Raw genomic sequence first — 19310 nt, 5'->3', positions numbered from 1 at the left:
CCATACGACCGGACCACCGGAGATTTAGCTAACGATAAGCTAAGTCTCTTTTTATTTAGTTAGACTCATTTTATTTGGAATCTTATTTTGTTTTTTAAACTAACGGGAAAAACTCCAGCTATTTTTGCGAATTCATCAGATGGGTGCCATTTAACAGGAAAAGCTCCTGTTAAATGGGCGGAAATAAGCGGTTTTATCAGCAAATGTTTAAATTAACAGGAGAAATTCCTGTTAACTCTCTTTTCTATTCGAATTCCGCTGAATGAACAGGAGAAATTCCTGTTAAGTACTCAAGTGGCACCGAATAGCGTGGTGAAGAAACGATGCCTGAGAATCAACATTAAACTTAAAGTGTTTTCATATTGAACTTAAAGTGTTTTCATAATGAATCGAAAATGAGGGATGGCAAATGAGCGAGAATAAGCGGGACAAGAAGGCGCATTTCAACGTGTTTTTGCGTGGAGCGGGTCATCATTCTGCCGCGTGGAAACATCCGGATTCGAATCCAAAGGAAGATTTGGATTTGGAGTATTATGCGAACATAGCAAAGATTGCGGAAAGAGGGCTGTTTGATTCGTTGTTTACAGCCGACAACTATTCCGGACTTGGCAGGAGACTGGAGCCATTTACGCTTCTCTCTGGGCTTGCTGCGCTGACTAAGCATGTTGGACTTATCGCAACCGTCAGTACAACTTATAACGATCCTTACCATGTAGCGCGGAAATTCGCTTCGCTGGATCATATCAGCAAAGGGCGGGCTGCTTGGAATATCGTAACGGGGCATTCGCAAGATGATGCTGAAAACTTTAATAAGACGGAACATCCAGACGTGCAAAAGCGCTACGAAATCGGCGATGAATTTGTTGAGGTGACGAAGCAGCTTTGGGATAGCTGGGAAGAGGATGCGCTGATCTATGACAGAGCTGCAGATGTCTCGTTGGACAAAAGCAAAGTGTACGAAATTAACTTTAAGGGCAAATATCACACGGTAAAAGGACCGCTTAACATCCCTCGGCCTCCGCAGGGATATCCGGTTCTAGTGCAAGCGGGCTCCTCGGAAAACGGCAAGGAGCTGGCAGCCAAAACAGCGGATGTTATTTTTACAGCACAGCAAACATTAGGTGCTGCTCAGGCGTTTTATGCGGATGTGAAGGGGAGATTGCAGAAGCATGGAAGGACGCCGGAGCAGCTGCTCATTATGCCAGGGCTTAGTCCAATTGTGGCCGATACGGAAGCAGAAGCCCGCGATATCGAGGATGAGTTTAACGAACTGCTGAATACGAAGCAAGCGTTAAAGCGGCTTTCAAACTATTTTACAGTCGATTTGTCAGAATATCCGCTTGATAGTCTTGTTCCCGTCGATAAAGCAAAGCCATACGGAACGATAACGACAGGCATTACAAGCCGGCAGGAGGTAGTCGTGGATGCCGCGGTACGAGACAAAATGACGATTCGTCAGTTTCTTGCTCGAAGCGCAGCCGGTCATGGTCATGTATCGTTTACGGGTTCTGTACTGCAAACGGCGGATTTCATTGAAAGCTGGATTAGAAATAACGGCGCGGACGGCTTTAATATTTTGCCGCATATTTATTACAGCGGGTTGGAGACGTTTGTTGATAAGGTCATTCCTGAGCTGCAAAATCGCGGACTCTTCCGAACGGCCTATGAGGGTAAAACGCTGCGCGAGAATTTAGGGCTGGAAAAGCCGGAAAATAAACATAAAGCGATATGGGCTTTAAGCAAAGAAGCAGAAAAGATAAACGGCTGATTTCCATAACGAGGCAGTAGCTTTCATTCCGCTGCCGCAGCAGAAAACTAACGTTTGTATACATTTGAGGAGGTTGTTCATATGGCGATTCAATATCGAAATTTAGGCGCAAGCGGATTAAAGGTTAGTGAGATTAGTCTCGGGAGCTGGCTGACGTATGGTGGTTATGTCGAGCGTGAAAATGCAGTGAAGTCGATTCAAACGGCGTATGATCTCGGCATTAATTTTTTTGATACAGCTAATGTGTATGCGAAAGGCGAAGCCGAGAAAGTAGTCGGAGAAACGCTACGTGCTTATCCCCGAGAATCCTATGTGCTGGCGACCAAGGTCTATGGAAAAATTGGCGATGGACCGAATGATCGCGGGCTCTCTCGCAAACATGTCATTGAATCAGCAAATGCAAGCTTGAAGAGGCTTGGACTTGAATACGTAGATGTGTTCTACAGCCATCGCTTTGATCAGGAGACGTCGCTTGAAGAAACGCTGCGCGCCTTTGAGGATTTGGTCCGTCAAGGCAAGGTGCATTATGTCGGCGTCAGCGAATGGACGGCTGCTCAAATAACCGAAGCGTTCGCCATCGCAGACAAATATTTACTCGATCGTATTGTCGTGAATCAGCCTATCTATAATTTGTTTGAGCGCTATATCGAGAAGGAGATTATACCGCTAGGCATTAAAAAGGGCTTCGGGCAGGTCGTGTTCTCGCCGCTTGCGCAGGGGCTGCTCACAGGGAAGTACTCATCCAATCAACAAGTGCCCGATGAGTCGCGAGCCGCGAAGCAAGAAAATTTTAAAAACCGCATAACGGAGGAAAAGCTGGCGAAGGTTGAGCTGCTGAAGGAAATCGCATCCGAATTGGAGCTGACGGTGGGTCAGCTGTCGCTCGCATGGATTTTGCGCCAGCCGAACGTATCCAGCGCTTTGATTGGTGCAAGCCGTCCCGATCAGGTCGAAGAAAACGTGAAGGCATCAGGTATTGAACTTGATCATGAGACACTAGAACGTATTGCAGCGGTTATCGATAACGGCCCTGTATCTACACGAGGTTCATTCTAATCATCTCTGGCCAAAAATGAGCAAAGTCCAGTAAAGAGCATCTCGTTACTGGACTTTGTCATGAAATCGCAAGAAGTAATTGCCAGTTAACGATATATCGTATAGTATGTAAATTAATACGATATATCGTTAACGAAGGAGATTACACAATGACGAAAGAATGGCAGCCAGAGGAACAATTGTTTTTACATCATGCGAATGAAAGGGAGGGACACGGCTCGGGCAGACGTTTTTTCAGCCGCGGCGGAGTTAAATATGCTTTGCTGGCACTGCTAGAACAGGAGGGCATGCACGGCTACCAAATGATGAAGGCGCTTGAGGAGCAATCAGGAGGCACCTATAAACCAAGTGCTGGCTCCATTTATCCCACGCTCCAGATGCTGCGGGATCAAGGATTTGTAGAGTCTTCCAAGCAAGACGGCAAAAAGGTGTTCGAGATTACTGAGGAAGGCAGAGCTTATTTGCTGGAGGAGAACGATAATGCTGGAACGGGAATGGAACGCCCTGAGCAGAGTGAACCCGAAGACGAAGGCGCTCCCTTTGAGAGAAGAAAGCCGAACCGTCGATTAACGCCTGCTGGCAAGGAGCTGCTGCATTTGCTGAAGGCTGCAGAACGAGCGGCTGTCACTGATCCGAGCAAAGCTGCGCAGCTGCGCGTCATCCTGGATGACCTTCGAGTATCGCTTCGCCAAATCACAACAGAAACCGACTGTGACAGCAAAGAAGGCGGCGCGATATGAGAGAGCAGCACAATTCAGCGCCGGCATTTCGAGGCGGGGCAGGAATGGGCGGCATGAGAAAATTCGGAACAGGCGAGAAAGTAAAGCCTGCCAGCATTTACAGCATGTTTATACGAATATATGCGCATGCGCGGACGCAATTGCCCGCATTGATTGCAGCAGTTGCCTGCGTTATCGCCATATCGCTGCTTGAATTCATCGTTCCGCAGCTAACGAGACTGACGATTGACCACATCATTCCGAATAAGCTTTTTAATAAACTGCTGCTTATCGGCGGTGGCGTCATGGGAGCAGCTGTTGCGCTCGGTGCTTTGCGCTATATTAGCACTTCTCTTATGGCGTCTATCGGTCAAAGGGTACTTTACAATTTGCGAAACGACTTGTATCGCCATATGCAAAGCCTTGATATTTCTTTCTTCGATCGCAATCGTACCGGTGATTTAATGTCTCGGGTCACGAATGACGTAAGCATCCTACAGCAAATGATTTCCTCCAGCATGATGCAGTTGTTTACCGATTTTTTCACCTTTACGGCCATTGCGGTTTATATGCTGTGGATCGATTGGAAGCTGACGTTAATGCTGCTTGCAACCTTCCCTTTTATGATTTTGACAACTAGATTTTTCAGCAAAAGAATGCGCTCCTCGTTCCGAACGGTACAGGAATCGGTGGCTGATGTAAGCGATCATCTGCAAAATACGTTAACCGGCATCCGCCTTATTAAAGCGTTTACTGCCGAGAATTACGAGTCTGAACGATTCTCCGAGCGAACACAGAAAAATATGGATGCGAATATTCAGGTGACTCGCCTGCGAGCCGCTTATGAACCTATTATTGATTTTCTAAATTTTCTTGGCCTTGCAATCGTCCTTGTTTTTGGCGCATGGCTTGCAATGAAAGAACAAATGACAGTGGGTACAATCGTTGCTTTTATAGCTTATCTCAGACTGCTGCAAAACCCGATTCGTCATTTTAGCCGCATTATTAATACGATTCAGCAATCGGCCGCCGCTTATGAACGCATTATGGAGGTTATGAACACGAAGGCTGAAATTATTGAGAAGAAAGGAGCTGTGAAGCTTCCGCCAGTGAGCGGGCATATTGTTTTTGATCATATTGATTTTGCGTATTCAAAGGATTCGACTGTGTTAAACGATTTCCAATTGGAGCTTGCGGCAGGCAAGGTGACAGCGCTTGTTGGATCTTCGGGCTCTGGCAAAACAACCATTGCACATCTTATCGCTAGATTTTATGAACCTCAGTCTGGCGACATCACGATTGATGGTTATTCCTTAAAGGATATAACGATCGCGTCTCTTAGGGAGCAAATCGGCATCGTATCACAGGATATCGTGCTGTTCAATGGCTCTATTGAAGAGAATATTCGGTATGGCAATCTGCATGCGACAGATCAGGAAGTTATTGCAGCGGCAAAAGCGGCAAATGCTGCCGGCTTTATAGAATCGTTCCTGCAGGGCTATGAGACGCAAATTGGCGAGCGCGGCGTGAAGCTGTCAGGCGGGCAGAAGCAGCGGCTTTCCATTGCGCGGGCGATTTTAAAAAATCCGCGGATTATTATTTTGGATGAGGCTACTGCATCACTTGATACCGAATCAGAGCAGCATATTCAAGACGCGCTCGCACAATTATTGCAAGGCCGGACTTGTCTCGTCATCGCGCATCGTCTGTCTACGATTCAGAAGGCGGATCGGATTTACGTGCTGGAGCAAGGTGAAATCGTCGAGCATGGAACGCATGATGAACTGCTCAATCATCAAGGCCGGTACAGTCAGCTCTATGAGCTGCAATTCCCGCAAAAGGATGTTTCGGAACAATAATTTTGAAAAATAGGAAGTGGTCGCTTCTTGAGATCAAAAAGGCTGTTGGCCGATTTTTTTCGGAGTACGTGGCATATTTACCTGTTCTCTCTCTTTTTCCATTTGATTTCTAACCTGATCAACGTTTTTTTTCCAAAGGTACTGGGACAATTCACGGATAAGCTGCAAATTGGCGGATTAACAAGCAAGCTTATTGTGGATTACAGCTTATTGCTGCTGCTTATTGGCGTTGGACAGGTGCTGTTTAACGGCATCGCAATGTATTTGGTTATGTATGTAGGAAGAAAATTTGAATTTGTTGTTCGAAGAGGGCTATTCAAGCATTTTACACAAATGGGCGAACGGTTTTATTCGAAAAATGGTGTAGGCAAGCTGCTCAGCTACTTTATGAATGACGTTACAGCTGTAAGGGAATCGATCTCGATGGGGGTCAATTCAACAGCGAATGCGTCGATGCTGCTCGTGGCTTCTATAACGATGATGCTTGTCAGCCATATTCCTTATTATTTGATATTGGCTTCGATATTTCCACTGCTGCTTATCCCTTTTATCGTCGTATATCTCGGACCTATTATTAGAAAAAGGTCGCTTGAGGTGCAGGAATCTCTAGGCCTCATGACAGAGACGGCAGAGGAGCAATTCGGCGGCATCCGTGTAACGAAAAAATTTGCGGTAGAAGACATTATGAATGAACGCTTCGGCAAAACGGTCGACCAGATCAGGCTGAAGCAATTGCGGCTAGTGCGCGTTTCTTCTTTTTTCCAAGCGTTGATTCCGTTTCTAGGAGCAATTTCTTTAATCGTCGCGCTTGCTTTTGGCGGTTACATGACGATCACGAAGCAAATTACGCTGGGCAACTTCGTTGCATTGACGCTCTATATTAGAATGCTGATGAATCCACTCCAGCAGATCGGCAATGTCATTAATTCCATTCAACGTTCTCGCGCTTCACTTGAGCGTCTAAACGGCTTATTGTCGCAGCAAACCGAAATTATGGAGCTTCCTAATGCGAAAGAAGTGAATTTGACAGACGCGGGCATTACGATTCGTAATCTATCCTTTTCATACGATCCATTGTCTAGTCCAGTACTGAAAAATATTAACCTGAACGTTAAACCAGGCTCAACACTTGGCATCATCGGGCGTACAGGGAGCGGCAAGACAACATTAATGAAGCTGCTGCTTCGCACCTACGACCCGCCTCCAGAGACGGTCTGGTATGGAGAAACAGATATAAGAGAAATGACGCTTGAGAGCTTGCGAACTCAAGTTGCCTACGTCCCGCAGGACGGCTTTTTGTTCAGTACAACAATTAGAGAAAATATTGCTTTCTCTAACCGAGAGCTTGAGCTTGAAGCGGTTGAGCAAGCCGCGAAGCAAGCTCAAATTTATAATAATATTGCTGAGCTGCCTGATCAGTTTGAAACGAGGCTCGGCGAGCGCGGATTAACCTTATCCGGCGGTCAGCGTCAGCGCACAAGCTTGGCCCGCGGAATGATTAAGAATGCTCCGATTATGATTTTGGACGATAGTGTCAGTGCCGTAGATGCGGTGACAGAGAAGGATATTATAGAAGCGATTCAAACGGAAAGAGACAGCAAAACGACGATCATTATTGCGCACCGAATTAGTGCAATCAAGCATGCGGATGAAATCATTGTGATGGATGACGGCTTGATTGTGCAGCGGGGCACTCATATAGAGCTGCTCTCGCAGCAAGGACTCTATGCGACGCTTCATGCGATACAGGAGGAGGGAAGTCAACATGCGACCGGCACAAGCCATTCATAATTGGCAGGCAGATCAGAAGGCTGATCCGAATCAACCGGAGCAGAAACCGGAATATGTCTCGGCCTTCCGCACATTGTTCGGGTATGCGAGACCTCATCTATGGGCTTTTATTGGTGTTTTTTGTTGTACGTTAATCGCGATTTTATCTGATTTGTTCCAGCCTTTTTTAATGAAAATAGCGATTGATGACAATTTATTATCCGGCAAAAATGACTACAAAGGGTTGCTAACCATTTGTTTCATCTATTTGGGCTTATCCATGTCCAGTTTGCTGTTTAGCTATTTGCAAAACAATCTGCTTCAAAATATTGGGCAAAGCATCGTGTCGCGCATTCGCAAGCAGTTGTTTGGTCATATTTTGAAGCAGTCTATGCGGTATTTCGATCGGATGTCGAGCGGCAGCTTAATTACGCATGTCTCAAGCGATACAGAGGCGCTGAACCAGTTTTTTAATCAGGTGCTGCTGAGCTTGTTTAGGGATGGGCTTACACTCATTTTTATTATGGTGATGATGTTTCAATTAGACACGGAGCTGGCGCTTTATTGCTTGATTTTATTGCCGATCATATGGGCGATTGCAATCGCCTTCCGCTCCTTTATGCGCACGACCTATCAGCTTGCTAGAACGAGGCTATCTCGGCTTGTAGCGTTTGTTGCCGAGAACCTGTCGGGGATGAACCTTGTACAGGTGTTTCATCAGCAGAAGGAGCAAGAGAAGCAATTCAACGAGAGAAACAGCTTATATTTTAAAGCAAATCTTCGGGAAATTCGGACGAATGTTGTGTTTGGCCGAACCTTTGATATTTTGAGCAATTTATCGATTGCCTTTGTGACATGGATTGGCGGGAATGCTGTTCTTGGCCACCAGCTGGAATTCGGCGTATTGTATGCGTTTATTACGTATATCCGCCAGTTTTTTCAACCGATTAATACGATTACGCAGCAGTGGAATACGTTGCAGTCTGCTACCGTTGCCATTACGAGAATTTGGGGCGTTTTCGCGAATAAGCCTGACATTACAGATCGCGAGCTTGAATCGATCGAGCTGCATAAGACGGATAGCGATGAAGAGGCGGATGAACGTCAAGCGTCTATATCCAATTTGAGCTTGGAGCAGGTGAAGGGCCAAATTGATTTTAATCGGATCTCCTTCTCCTATGAGGAAGGAATTCCGATCATAAAAGATTTGGATTTGCATATCCATTCGGGTGAGCTGATTGGCGTCGTAGGTACAACAGGTGCGGGCAAAAGCTCGCTGATCAGCTTATTATGCAGATTCTATGATGTGAAGGAAGGCAGCATAAGAATAGATGAAATTGATGTCAGGGATATCCCGCAAGCAACTTTGCATCGACTAGTCGGCTTGGTTCAGCAGGAGCCTTATCTGTATTCGGGTAGCATTATCGAGAATATAAGAATGTTCGACGAATCCATTTCTCGCGAGGAGGTTATTCGTGCCTGTGAATTTGTAGGCGCGGATACGATTATTCATAAGCTGAGGGATGGCTACGATACAATGCTGTCAGAACGCGGCAGCGGTTTATCCGCAGGTGAGCGGCAGCTGATTTCTTTTGCGAGAATTATTGTGTTCAAACCTAAAGTGCTTATTTTGGATGAAGCGAGCGCTAACTTGGATTCTCATACGGAACAATTGATTCAAAATGCGCTTCAGGTCGTATCACAGGATCGAACAACCATTGTAATTGCGCATCGCTTGTCGACGATCATGCAGGCGGATCGGATTATTGTAATGAGTCACGGTGAAATCGTGGAGCAAGGCAATCATCAGGAACTGCTGGAGCATGATGGACATTATAAGGAGCTGTATGAGCATTCGCAAGGCAATATTGCTGTATAAAACTCTTTTTGCGCCATATTTACTTTTTTCGGCACGAGCCGCTAGGCCATTCATCATATAGGAGGCAGATTAGATGAGTCATGTTGTCAATCATATTACGGATTTGATAGGAAACACGCCTTTGGTTCGTTTGAACAGGGTCGTGCCGGACGGAAGTGCAGAAATTTATTTGAAGCTGGAGTTTTTTAATCCGGGCAGCAGCGTAAAGGACCGGATTGCCATCAGCATTATTGAAGAGGCGGAGCGGGAAGGGAAGCTGAAGCCGGGCGATACGATCATTGAAGCGACGAGCGGCAATACGGGCATTGGCATTGCATTGGTAGCCGCAGCTAGAGGCTATAAAGCGGTGCTTGTTATGCCGGAGACGATGAGCTTGGAGCGCCGCAATCTGCTGCGGGCATACGGTGCGGAACTGGTGCTTACGCCCGGAGCTGAGGGAATGAAGGGAGCGATTCGCACCGCGAAGGAGCTGCAAGAGAAACATCCCGATTATTTCCCTGCGCTGCAATTCGATAATCCGGCAAATGTGAAAATTCACCGGGAAACGACTGGCCCTGAAATCGTAAGAGCAGTGGAGTCGCTTGATGGCAAGCTGGACGGTTTTGTAGCAGGTGTGGGCACAGGGGGTACGATTACGGGCGCTGGCGAAGTACTGCGCGATCGTTTCCCCGATATCCATATTGTAGCTGTTGAGCCGTCCTCATCACCGGTTTTATCGGGAGGTGCTCCTGGCCTGCACAAAATTCAAGGCATTGGCGCGGGTTTTGTACCTTCAATATTGGATGCCGATATTTATAACGAGATTATTCAAGTGAGCAATGACGATGCATTTGAGACAGCTAGAAGAGTGGCTAAGGAGGAAGGGATCTTAGGCGGCATTTCCTCAGGAGCAGCTATATATGCCGCTATTCAATTGGCGCAGAAGCTGGGCACCGGCAAGCGGGTAGTTGCTGTTATCCCAAGCAACGGCGAGCGCTACTTGTCAACGGTGCTGTATCAACAGGAGCAGCAGCTTTAAAGGTTTGGTCATAGTAGAAGGAGAGACAGCCAGAGGCGATATAGCCAATGGCTGTCTTTTATTTGCTGCTGCGGATGGTGGGAGCGTAAGGCAGTAACAGGCTCAGACTGTTTTGGAGTGAGCGGTTAGGTTAACGTGTTTGGTTAATTGACTAAGTGATTGTTTGCTTTGTTGAATGTTGTGTCCATATGGGGGGAGTCTAGCTTTTAGACTAATTTGCACGTATCAAGCTGGATTGGTGGGAATAGATCTATTTTTTAGTTCTATTTTTGCTGATTTGTTGCTTAGACGAGGATAGTGTGGCGATTTATTTATAGATAAGACTAGTCTTTAGTCTTATATGCACGAAACCAGCTAATTTGATGGAAATAGAAATAGTTTCTAGCTCTATTTCTGCTGATTTAATACTTTGGTGGGGATAGTGGAGCGATTTACTTACGGATAAGACTAGTTACTAGTCTTATTTGCACGAAATAAGCTAATTTGATGGGAATAGAACTAGAAACTAGTTCTATTTATGTTGATTCGCCGATTAGATGAGGATACTGGGGCGATTTACATTAGGTTAAGTCTAGTTTCTAGTCTTATTCCCACGAAACAAACAAATTTAGTGGAAATAGAACTAATTTCTAGATCTATTTTTGCTGATTTGCTACTTAGACGGATATATTCGGTCGATTTAATTATGGATAAGACTTGTTTTTAGTCTTATATGAACGAAATAAGCTAATTTGATGGAAATAGAACTAGTTTCTAATTCTATTTCTGTTAATTCGCCGATTAGATGATGATATTGGGACGATTTTCATTAGGATAAGTCTAGTTTCTAGTCTTATTCGCACGAAATAAGCTAATTTGATGGAAATAGAACTAGTTTCTAGCTCTATTTCTGCTGATTTGGTACTTTGAGGGGGATATGGGGCGATTTACTTACGGATAAGACTAGTTATTAGTCTTATTTGCACGAAACCAGCTAATTTAATGGAAATAGAGCTAGTTTCTAGTTCTATTTTTGGTGATTTGATACTTTGGCGAGGATAGTGGGGCGATTTACTTACGGATAAGACTAGTTCATAGTCTTATTCGCACGAAACAAGTTGATATTTTGGAAATAGATCTAGTTTTTAGTTCTATTTTTGGTGATTTGATACTTTGGCGAGGATATGGGGCGATTTACTTACGGATAAGACTAGTTATTAGTCTTATTTGCACGAAACCAGCTAATTTAATGGAAATAGAGCTAGTTTCTAATTCTATTTCTGTTGATTCGCCGATTAGATGAGGATAGTGGGGCGATTTACTTACGGATAAGACTAGTTCATAGTCTTATTCGCACGAAACAAGCTGATATTATGGAAATAGATCTAGTTTTTAGTTCTATTTTTGCTGATTTGGTGTTTTGACGTGTATAGTGGGAAATTTACATCAGGATAAGACTAGTTTCTAGATCTATTTCAGCCGATTCACGGCTTAGAGGGAAGATGGGCTGATTCGCCGCATGGATGTGTATGTGAATTGATTTGTAGTATCGCACATCACAACAACTCACAGCAACTCACTGAAGACCAAACGCTTTATCACAATAGCCAGTCCCACATGAATGCTTGCCTTATCAAGCATGAACCTATTAAAATGAGGAAGCAATCTTAGTCGCAGTCATGGCCATTTCCGACACTATCATTTTTCACACTATATAATAGAAAGAAGCAGATGCAGCGATGAATATTTTCTTTCACATTTTAATGACAAACGTGCTTCCGATGGTCATCATGATTGGGCTTGGCATTATTATTCAAAGAGCGTTCAAGCTGGATATTAAAACGTTATCGAAGCTGAATTTTTATTTATTTTCACCGGCTATTATGTTCGACCTCCTATATAAAACGGACATTTCTGCCCAAGTAGTAGGGAGAATTTTATTATTTTTTGTGCTGTTTATGGTTACGCAATATATTATCGTTGAGCTGGTTATTAGAATAAGAGGGTATCAGCCAAGCATGAAGAGCGCGATGCGCAACAGCGTCTTATTCTATAACAGCGCAAATTACGGCATTCCGCTCAATCAGCTGGCTTTTGCAGGAAACGAGAAAACACTCGCTATTCAGATATTAATTATGATGATGCAATCTCTTATACCGAACACGTATGGCATATACAACGTCAACGCGCACAAAGCCGATATGCGGGCGATTTGGCGGACAATTATCTCAATGCCGATTATATATGTCATCCCGCTTGCCTTCCTGCTCAGAGGGTTCGACGTTCCCATCCCGCAGCCTATAGCTACACCGATCGGTTACTTATCAGCAGCGTTTATCGGTACAGCGCTTATTACGCTGGGCGTACAGCTGGGCAATATGGAGTGGAAAATAAAGCGGTCACTTCTCATTGATGTCAGCATATCGGGCATACTCAGACTGATTGCCGGTCCTTTGCTCGCGTGGCTGATCGTCTGGCTGATGGGACTCGACAAGATGACGGCAGCTGCACTCATCGTTTCATCAGCTGTCCCTACTTCACTCAGCAGTGTGCTTCTCGCTGTAGAGTTTGACAACGAGCCAGAGTTTGCCTCGCAATCTGTTTTTGTTTCTACTATTTTAAGTATAGTCACGGTTACCGCAGTCATTTTTTTCTTAAATCTTGATATCTAGAAACTAGTAAACCTATCAACCTCTTAATTTTGAGTTTGTTAGGTTTTTTATTTCTTGTACAACAAGATGGACAAGGTTAAAATGGAAAAAGATACAAGGGTAATCGATTTATTGGAAATGGAGGTCTATTACTAGATGCTGCCTATCACGCATGATATTATTCATGCAAGCGCTTTAAAAAGAACATTTGGACGTGGAAACGGTGCAGTTACCGTACTAAAAGGTGTCGATTTGTCGATACCATCCGGCAAGCTTATTGCATTTAAAGGGAGATCAGGTTCTGGCAAAACGACGCTTATTAATTTGTTAAGCGCACTGGATCGTCCGACCGAAGGGAATATTACGTTTGCTGGACGCGATCTGACGGCGATGTCGAATCAAGAGAGAGATATGGTACGCCGCAAGGAAATGGGGCTTATTTTTCAATCCTTTGCACTCATTCCTCTAATGTCCGCCTATGAGAACGTGGAGTTTATATTAAGAGTTTCAGGTATGGCGGCAAACGGCCGCAAGGAAGCAGCGATTAACGCTTTAGAGCAGGTTGGCTTAAAAAGCCGCATGCATCATCGGCCATTCGAGCTATCGGGCGGAGAGCAGCAGCGAACAGCTATAGCACGGGCAATTGCCCATAAGCCGAAGCTTCTTTTGGCAGACGAGCCTACAGCTGAACTGGATAGCCGCACAGGCTTGCAAATTATGAAAGTGTTTCGTGATTTGGTAGAAATGGCAGGAATGACAATCATCATGACGACACATGATCCTGCAATAATGGAAATTGTTGACCATGTTTATGAATTGGAGGATGGACAAATTGTCGCAAAAGCTTAAGCCGATACTCGGCTGGTCATTCGCGCTGCTTCTTAGCGCTTCACTAACAGGGTGCTCCTTGCTTCCTGCCGAGGAGGCTGCCTTAAAACCTCCTCTTGTTAAGCCGGCACAAGAAAATTACCGCACGGTAACGGTCGAGAAGGGGACAATTACACAAGAAATTAAAGGAAGCGGAAGCCTGGAGTCGACGCAATCAGAGATTGCGCAGTTTAAAGGACAAGGCGGCCGTATTGCGAAGATGATGGTTACCTCGGGAGCGCAGGTGAAGAAAGGAGATGTCTTGGTTCAGCTTAATGTAGATGGACTGGACATTCAATTAAAGGAACAGCAGCTCGCCCATGCCAAAGCTAAGCTTTCATTTAAACAGGCTAAATTAGGCGGAGACAATGATGCGATTGATATCGCTAAGCTGCAAATGGATATTGAGCAGTTAAAGCTGGATCGTTTGACCGCGACCTTTAACAGCAAGCAGCTTGTTGCCGAAATGAACGGCCAAGTAACTTTCGTTGAGGATCTGAAGGAAGGCGATTTTGTTGAGGCTTATCAAACGCTTGTTGTCATATCCGATCCATCACAGCTGCGCCTGGCGCTGCGAGTTGAATCAGGTGCGGAAATTAGCAGCGTTGATGTTGGTTTCCCAGCAATGGTTACCTTCGGGTCTGAAGAAGTGAACGGGAAAGTCGTACAGACACCATCATCGGCTCCTTCAACGCTGAACCAGCAGCTTCAAGATCGTTACTCCAAAACATTATTTATTGAAGTGCCGAAAGTGCCTGGGAACGCCACAATCGGAGCGTTTGCCGATGTCAAAATTATTTTGCAGCAGCGTGATGATGTACTCAAAATCCCACGCAGCGGCGTGCGCAGCTTCCTTGGCAGAACATTCGTAAGAACGCTTGAGGATGGCAATAAAATTCGTGAGATTGATGTCGAAACGGGCATAAAAGGCTCGACGGAAATTGAAATTACGAAGGGCTTGGAAGAAGGCGCGATTGTTGTACTTCAATAATGAGTCTGTATAGAACGATTGATAACCATCAACTAGCTTCATAGGAAAGGTTATGAGCCGTTTACGCTTGGGAGGTTTTGAAGTGGCTTTGTTTATTATGATTATTCGTAAAATGGTGCAAAATAAGTGGTTGGTCGGGAGCTTGTTTATTGGCTTAGTCATGTCCGTAGCCTTGGTAAGCAGCATGCCGATTTATTCGGAAGCCATTTTATCGAGGATGCTGGTCAAGGATTTAGAGACTATGCAGAGCGAGCGGGGGATATATCCCGGCAATCAATACAATAAACTTTTTTACACGAAAGAAACACCGGAGCAAGTTAATAAGATTTATACAAAAGTAGATCGCTACATACGTGAGCAAGCACAATCCAACTTTGGCATACCGGTGCAGGAGCTTATCGTTGATTTTCAATCCAGATCAATGAAGATCAGACCGGAGAATGATCCTGAGCCCGATACGAAAAAAAATCTCAAGACGATGTCGCTTCGCTCCTTCAGTGATCTTGAAGAGCATATTACGCTGACGGACGGCAGAATGCCGGCTGAGCAGCAGCCAGTTGATGGCGTTTATGAGGTGCTTGTTACAGAACGAAGCCTGGTTCAGTTCAAAACAGTACTGGATTCAAAGTTTTATGTGAACGACGATAAAATTGCCGGGGAAATAGCATTTAAGCCGGTAGGCGTGTTCAAGAAAAAGCAGGATGACGATCCCTATTTTAGAGATACGGATCTAAGTGAGCTAAGCTCGAGCTTTGTCATTAGTGATAAACTCGCTAAGCAGCAGCTCATGCAGGAAAGCCGGATTCCGGTAGCGTCCGTTGGTTGGTTTTTTGTATTGGATTATTCTAAGCTTGAGCTAAGCTTGGTAGATGGCTTCATACAGACAACGAATAAAATTCGCAACGTTATGCTTAATAATGTAACGATGTATCAAGCCGTCTCGGAAACACCGGCTCTGGATACGATTTCGAAATACATGGTACGGGCAGAACAGCTGAAGACGCTCATGTGGTCGCTTAATGTTCCTGTTTTGATTATGCTCGGGTTCTACATGTTCATGGTATCCAATCTAATTGCGGATCGGCAAAAAAATGAGATTGCTGTTCTGCGAAGCAGAGGAGCTGCACGTTGGCAGGTTATTAGCTCTTATGCCGTGGAAGGCATTATTTTATGCGGCATCGCCTTTGGTGTGGGTCCTTTGCTTGGCGTCATGCTGACCGAGATGCTTGGTGCATCCAATGGTTTCCTTGAATTTGTACAGCGCGTTCGGCTGCCTGTCAAACTTACGGACGAGTCTTTCCGTTATGGAGCGATTGCCTCCGGCGTTTGTTTTGTCATTATGATGATTCCTATCATTATGGCTACTCGCGTCTCTATTGTTGGTCATAAGCAGCAGCTGGCTAGACTTTTGAAATCACCGTTATGGCACAAAATGTTCCTTGATGTGATTGCATTAGCGTTGGCTATTTATGGCTTATATACATTCCGGAAAAGGCTTGCTGATTTGCAGAGCTTAGGTTTAAATGCGGATGATCTGAACATCGATCCGCTGCAATTTGTTGTTCCTGCTTTGTTTATTATGGGTGCAGGTTTGCTCTTGCTTCGTTTGTACCCGTGGGTTCTTAGACTCATCTATTGGATCGGCAAGAAATGGTGGCCGCCTTCCGTATATGCCACATTAATTCAGGTTGGACGCTCCAGTTCGCAATATCAGTTTTTAATGATTTTTCTTATTATGACGATTGCTACCGGCGTATTTAGCGCTTCAGCGGCAAGAACGATCAACAATAACACAGAGGATCGAATCAGGTATGGCAATGGCGCAGAGGTCGTATTGACTACACAATGGATGAACGATGCACCGCCGCCTCCGCCTCCGGGAGCACCGTCGACGCCAGCGCAGGATTTAGCTATGCTCGCGCCTGTTCATTACTTGGAGCCGGCATTCGAGCCCTTTAAAGCACTCAAAGGTGTAGAGCATGCAGCTAAAGTATTCAAGAAAGAAGTCGCCTTTAGCGTAAATGAAAGCAATGGCCCTGCAACGTTAATTGGTATTGATTCCGATGAGTTTGGAGAAACAACGTGGTTCCGTGACAGCTTGCTTGACTATCCGCTTAATGATTATTTGAACCTGCTTGCAGCAGATCCGCAGGCTGTTCTCATATCGCGGACGTTAGCCGATCAGAACAAAGTGAAGCCTGGCGACACGATTTGGGTAGGCTGGAGCGATGTACCGCAGCAGCCGTTCAAGGTGTATGGCATCATTAATTATTTCCCAACCTTTAATCCGAACCCTGCTGTAGGCAGCGTAAATGTTAGCGAAGATAAAGATACATCGGGTGGCCGAGCACCGATGCTGATCGTTGGCCATTTGCCGCGTATTCAAGTTCAGCTTGCACTTGAGCCTTACGACGTATGGCTTAAATTAAAGCCTGAGGTGAGCACTTCCGAGTTTTATGAGGGGCTTAAGGAATCGAAGCTTCCGATTACGAATATTGTCAATACAAGAGAGAAGCTGGTGACTGCCAAAAACGATCCGTTCCTTATGGCACTAAACGGTATTTTGACTTTAGGTTTCGTCTTGTCGATTCTTGTTAGCTTTATCGGGTTTTTATTATACTGGGTATTATCACTCCGAGGCCGGACCTTGCAAAATGGTATTTTGCGCGCGATCGGTCTATCGCTGAGACAGCTCATCGGCATGCTTGGGGTTGAGCAGCTGTTAACTTCGGGCGTTGCTGTTCTTATTGGAATAGGTGTCGGAAATATTGCCAGTCGATTGTATGTGCCTAACTTCCAAATTGCGTTCAATCCAAGCAGCCTTGTACCGCCTTTCAAGGTTATGTTCGATGCGACGGATTTAATACGGATCTATGTGCTTGTCGGCTTTATGTTGGTCATCGGACTTGGCATATTAGCTTATATGCTATCGAAGCTGCGTATTCATCAAGCGATCAAGCTAGGGGAGGATTGACGGATGATTCATTGCGAAGGGCTTGTCAAAATATACAAAACAGCCGACCTAGAGGTATTCGCCCTGCAAGGCCTCGATCTTCAAATTGAAAGCGGCGAGCTGATGGCCATTATTGGCAACAGCGGCAGCGGCAAATCAACGCTGCTGAATATGCTTGGCGGACTGGACCGTCCGACGGCAGGCAAGCTGACCGTTGACGGAAGAGACATGCTGAAGTTTAAGGAGCGCGACTTCGTTCGGTATAAGCGAGAGAGCGTAGGTTTCGTCTGGCAAAATAATGCGAGAAACTTGATCCCTTATTTAACCGCGCTTGAAAATGTAGAGCTGCCTATTTTGCTAACAGGCAGTCGCAAGCGCTGGAGAGCGAAGGAGCTGCTTGACGCCGTTGGCCTAAGCCACCGTGCTTCAAATAAGCTATATGAATTATCAGGGGGAGAACAGCAGCGGGTGGCAATCGCCATTGCGCTCGCCAATCATCCTAAGCTGCTGCTTGCGGATGAGCCTACTGGGTCGGTAGACTCGCGAATGGCTAATCAGATTTTGGACTTATTCCGTGAACTGAATCGTACGATTGGCATTACCGTTGTTATCGTTACGCATGATCCAGAGCTTGCGAAGAAGGTAGATCGTGTAGCAGCCATCCGAGACGGCAAGATTTCATCCGAAATGCTGCGCAAACGTTCATATGCGGAAGAGCTGGCGGAGCTTGAGCAGGAGGATGAGGAAGGCACGCATGTAGAATATGCGGTGCTTGATAAAGCGGGTCGATTGCAGGTGCCTTCCAACTATTTGGAATCCATCGGTGTGAAAAACTCGAATAAGCTGCGCGTAGAGCTTGGAGAAGGCAAGATTATCCTGCTGCCTCCTGAGGAGAAAGAAAAAGCCGAGTAAAATATTGGGTGGCAAAAAGAGCTGTGCTTGGTCTGCAATGACCGTTGCACAGCTCTTTTTCTTGCAAGCTTACGAGTTAGATAAGCTAGAGAATGAGGCGTTCGATTGGCTCACTTCGGTAAACTCATCGTTGCCCCATTCATCCCAAGAGCCTTCATAGGGGCGAATATGAGGATAGCCCATTAGTCGTAAAGTAAAATAAGTATGCGCTCCGCGTTGATTTGTTTGGCAATAAGGCACGATTGTTTTTGCAGGGTCAATGCCAAGAGCATCAAATTGCTGCTTTAAATCTCGATAAGCTTGGAAACGCACGACGCCATTTTGATCTGCCCCTTCTAGGGAATCGTTCCACTCTCGATGAACTGCGCCAGAAATATGCCCGCCCTTTCGATTCGAGCGTTGATCAGCTCCGGTGTATTCTAAAGCGGAACGTGTATCGACAAGAAGACAATTCTCGAGCCCAGCTTGGATAGATGCTTTCGTGGCAACCAGCTCTGAATGAGCGGATAACGTCAGTGTACCTTTAGAGGCTGGCGGCAAATCAGTTGTTGTCTCATAACTCGCCGTAGTCCACGCTGCGAAACCGCCATTCAATAGCTTCACTTGATCCTTCAGACCATAATACTCCAGCACATAAAAGACGCGCGCCGCTAACACTCCGCCTCCATCATCATAGACGATAATTGTTGAATCATTGCTGACGCCAACATTTTCAAACAAATAAGCAAGAGCATCCGCGGCAGCAAAAGTGCAGCGTGAGCTATCCTTTAATGCTTTGGCGTCCAGCCAGTACGCCCCTGGAATGTGACCTGATTCATATCCGCGGGCTCTGACATCTAATAAAACGATGTTCTGCTCTTGGTAATGGTTTTTAAGCCAATGCACCTC

General features: G+C 45.5%; 13 protein-coding genes. 12 read left to right on the top strand and 1 reads right to left on the bottom strand.

The window, feature by feature from the left end; all coding sequences use genetic code 11:
- The first annotated feature begins 409 nt into the window (after positions 1 to 409).
- From AC0VYE_RS27685 to AC0VYE_RS27630, 12 genes are all read left to right on the top strand, one after another.
- Complete coding sequence (locus tag AC0VYE_RS27685; RefSeq protein ID WP_475443804.1) at positions 410 to 1768, top strand: LLM class flavin-dependent oxidoreductase; 1359 nt, start codon at positions 410 to 412, stop codon at positions 1766 to 1768.
- 81 nt (positions 1769 to 1849) lie between these two features.
- Complete coding sequence (locus AC0VYE_RS27680) at positions 1850 to 2824, top strand: aldo/keto reductase family protein (protein ID WP_475443802.1); 975 nt, start codon at positions 1850 to 1852, stop codon at positions 2822 to 2824.
- Positions 2825 to 2973: 149 nt separating this feature from the next.
- Complete coding sequence (locus AC0VYE_RS27675; protein WP_475443800.1) at positions 2974 to 3564, top strand: PadR family transcriptional regulator; 591 nt, start codon at positions 2974 to 2976, stop codon at positions 3562 to 3564.
- Entirely contained in the window at positions 3561 to 5402 is a 1842-nt protein-coding gene (locus AC0VYE_RS27670; RefSeq protein ID WP_475443798.1) for an ABC transporter ATP-binding protein, read from the top strand. Before AC0VYE_RS27675 ends, AC0VYE_RS27670 begins: the two co-directional genes overlap by 4 nt.
- A gap of 27 nt (positions 5403 to 5429) precedes the next feature.
- Positions 5430 to 7193: an ABC transporter ATP-binding protein gene (locus tag AC0VYE_RS27665; RefSeq protein WP_475443796.1), complete on the top strand. Its 1764-nt coding sequence runs from the start codon at positions 5430 to 5432 to the stop codon at positions 7191 to 7193.
- Complete coding sequence (locus tag AC0VYE_RS27660; RefSeq protein WP_076269016.1) at positions 7168 to 9051, top strand: ABC transporter ATP-binding protein; 1884 nt, start codon at positions 7168 to 7170, stop codon at positions 9049 to 9051. The genes AC0VYE_RS27665 and AC0VYE_RS27660 overlap by 26 nt, the downstream gene beginning before the upstream one ends.
- Before the next feature lie 73 nt (positions 9052 to 9124).
- Positions 9125 to 10069 carry a cysteine synthase A gene (gene cysK, locus AC0VYE_RS27655; protein WP_339204702.1) on the top strand — a complete coding sequence of 315 codons (945 nt, stop codon included), beginning with the start codon at positions 9125 to 9127 and terminating at the stop codon, positions 10067 to 10069.
- A 1718-nt stretch (positions 10070 to 11787) separates the two neighbouring features.
- Entirely contained in the window at positions 11788 to 12720 is a 933-nt protein-coding gene (locus AC0VYE_RS27650; protein ID WP_475443794.1) for an AEC family transporter, read from the top strand.
- Between the two features lie 135 nt (positions 12721 to 12855).
- Positions 12856 to 13548, top strand: coding sequence for an ABC transporter ATP-binding protein (locus tag AC0VYE_RS27645; protein ID WP_076269013.1), 693 nt, complete (start codon positions 12856 to 12858; stop codon positions 13546 to 13548).
- On the top strand, positions 13532 to 14557 hold the full coding sequence (locus tag AC0VYE_RS27640; protein ID WP_179089824.1) for an efflux RND transporter periplasmic adaptor subunit: 1026 nt from the start codon (positions 13532 to 13534) through the stop codon (positions 14555 to 14557). The genes AC0VYE_RS27645 and AC0VYE_RS27640 overlap by 17 nt, the downstream gene beginning before the upstream one ends.
- Positions 14558 to 14639: 82 nt before the next feature.
- Positions 14640 to 17531, top strand: coding sequence for an ABC transporter permease (locus tag AC0VYE_RS27635; RefSeq protein ID WP_076269011.1), 2892 nt, complete (start codon positions 14640 to 14642; stop codon positions 17529 to 17531).
- A 3-nt stretch (positions 17532 to 17534) separates the two neighbouring features.
- Positions 17535 to 18422: an ABC transporter ATP-binding protein gene (locus tag AC0VYE_RS27630; RefSeq protein ID WP_076269010.1), complete on the top strand. Its 888-nt coding sequence runs from the start codon at positions 17535 to 17537 to the stop codon at positions 18420 to 18422.
- Between the two features lie 69 nt (positions 18423 to 18491).
- Here AC0VYE_RS27630 and AC0VYE_RS27625 read toward each other — a convergent pair whose 3' ends face one another.
- Positions 18492 to 19307 (bottom strand): sulfurtransferase, encoded by an 816-nt coding sequence (locus tag AC0VYE_RS27625; RefSeq protein WP_475443790.1) that lies wholly within the window; start codon positions 19305 to 19307, stop codon positions 18492 to 18494.
- Positions 19308 to 19310 lie beyond the last annotated feature (3 nt).

This window comes from Pristimantibacillus sp. Z349TD_6 (genome assembly GCF_056173205.1).
Note: the sequence above shows the minus strand (reverse complement) of the source record. Positions and strands in the feature narration are given on the sequence as shown.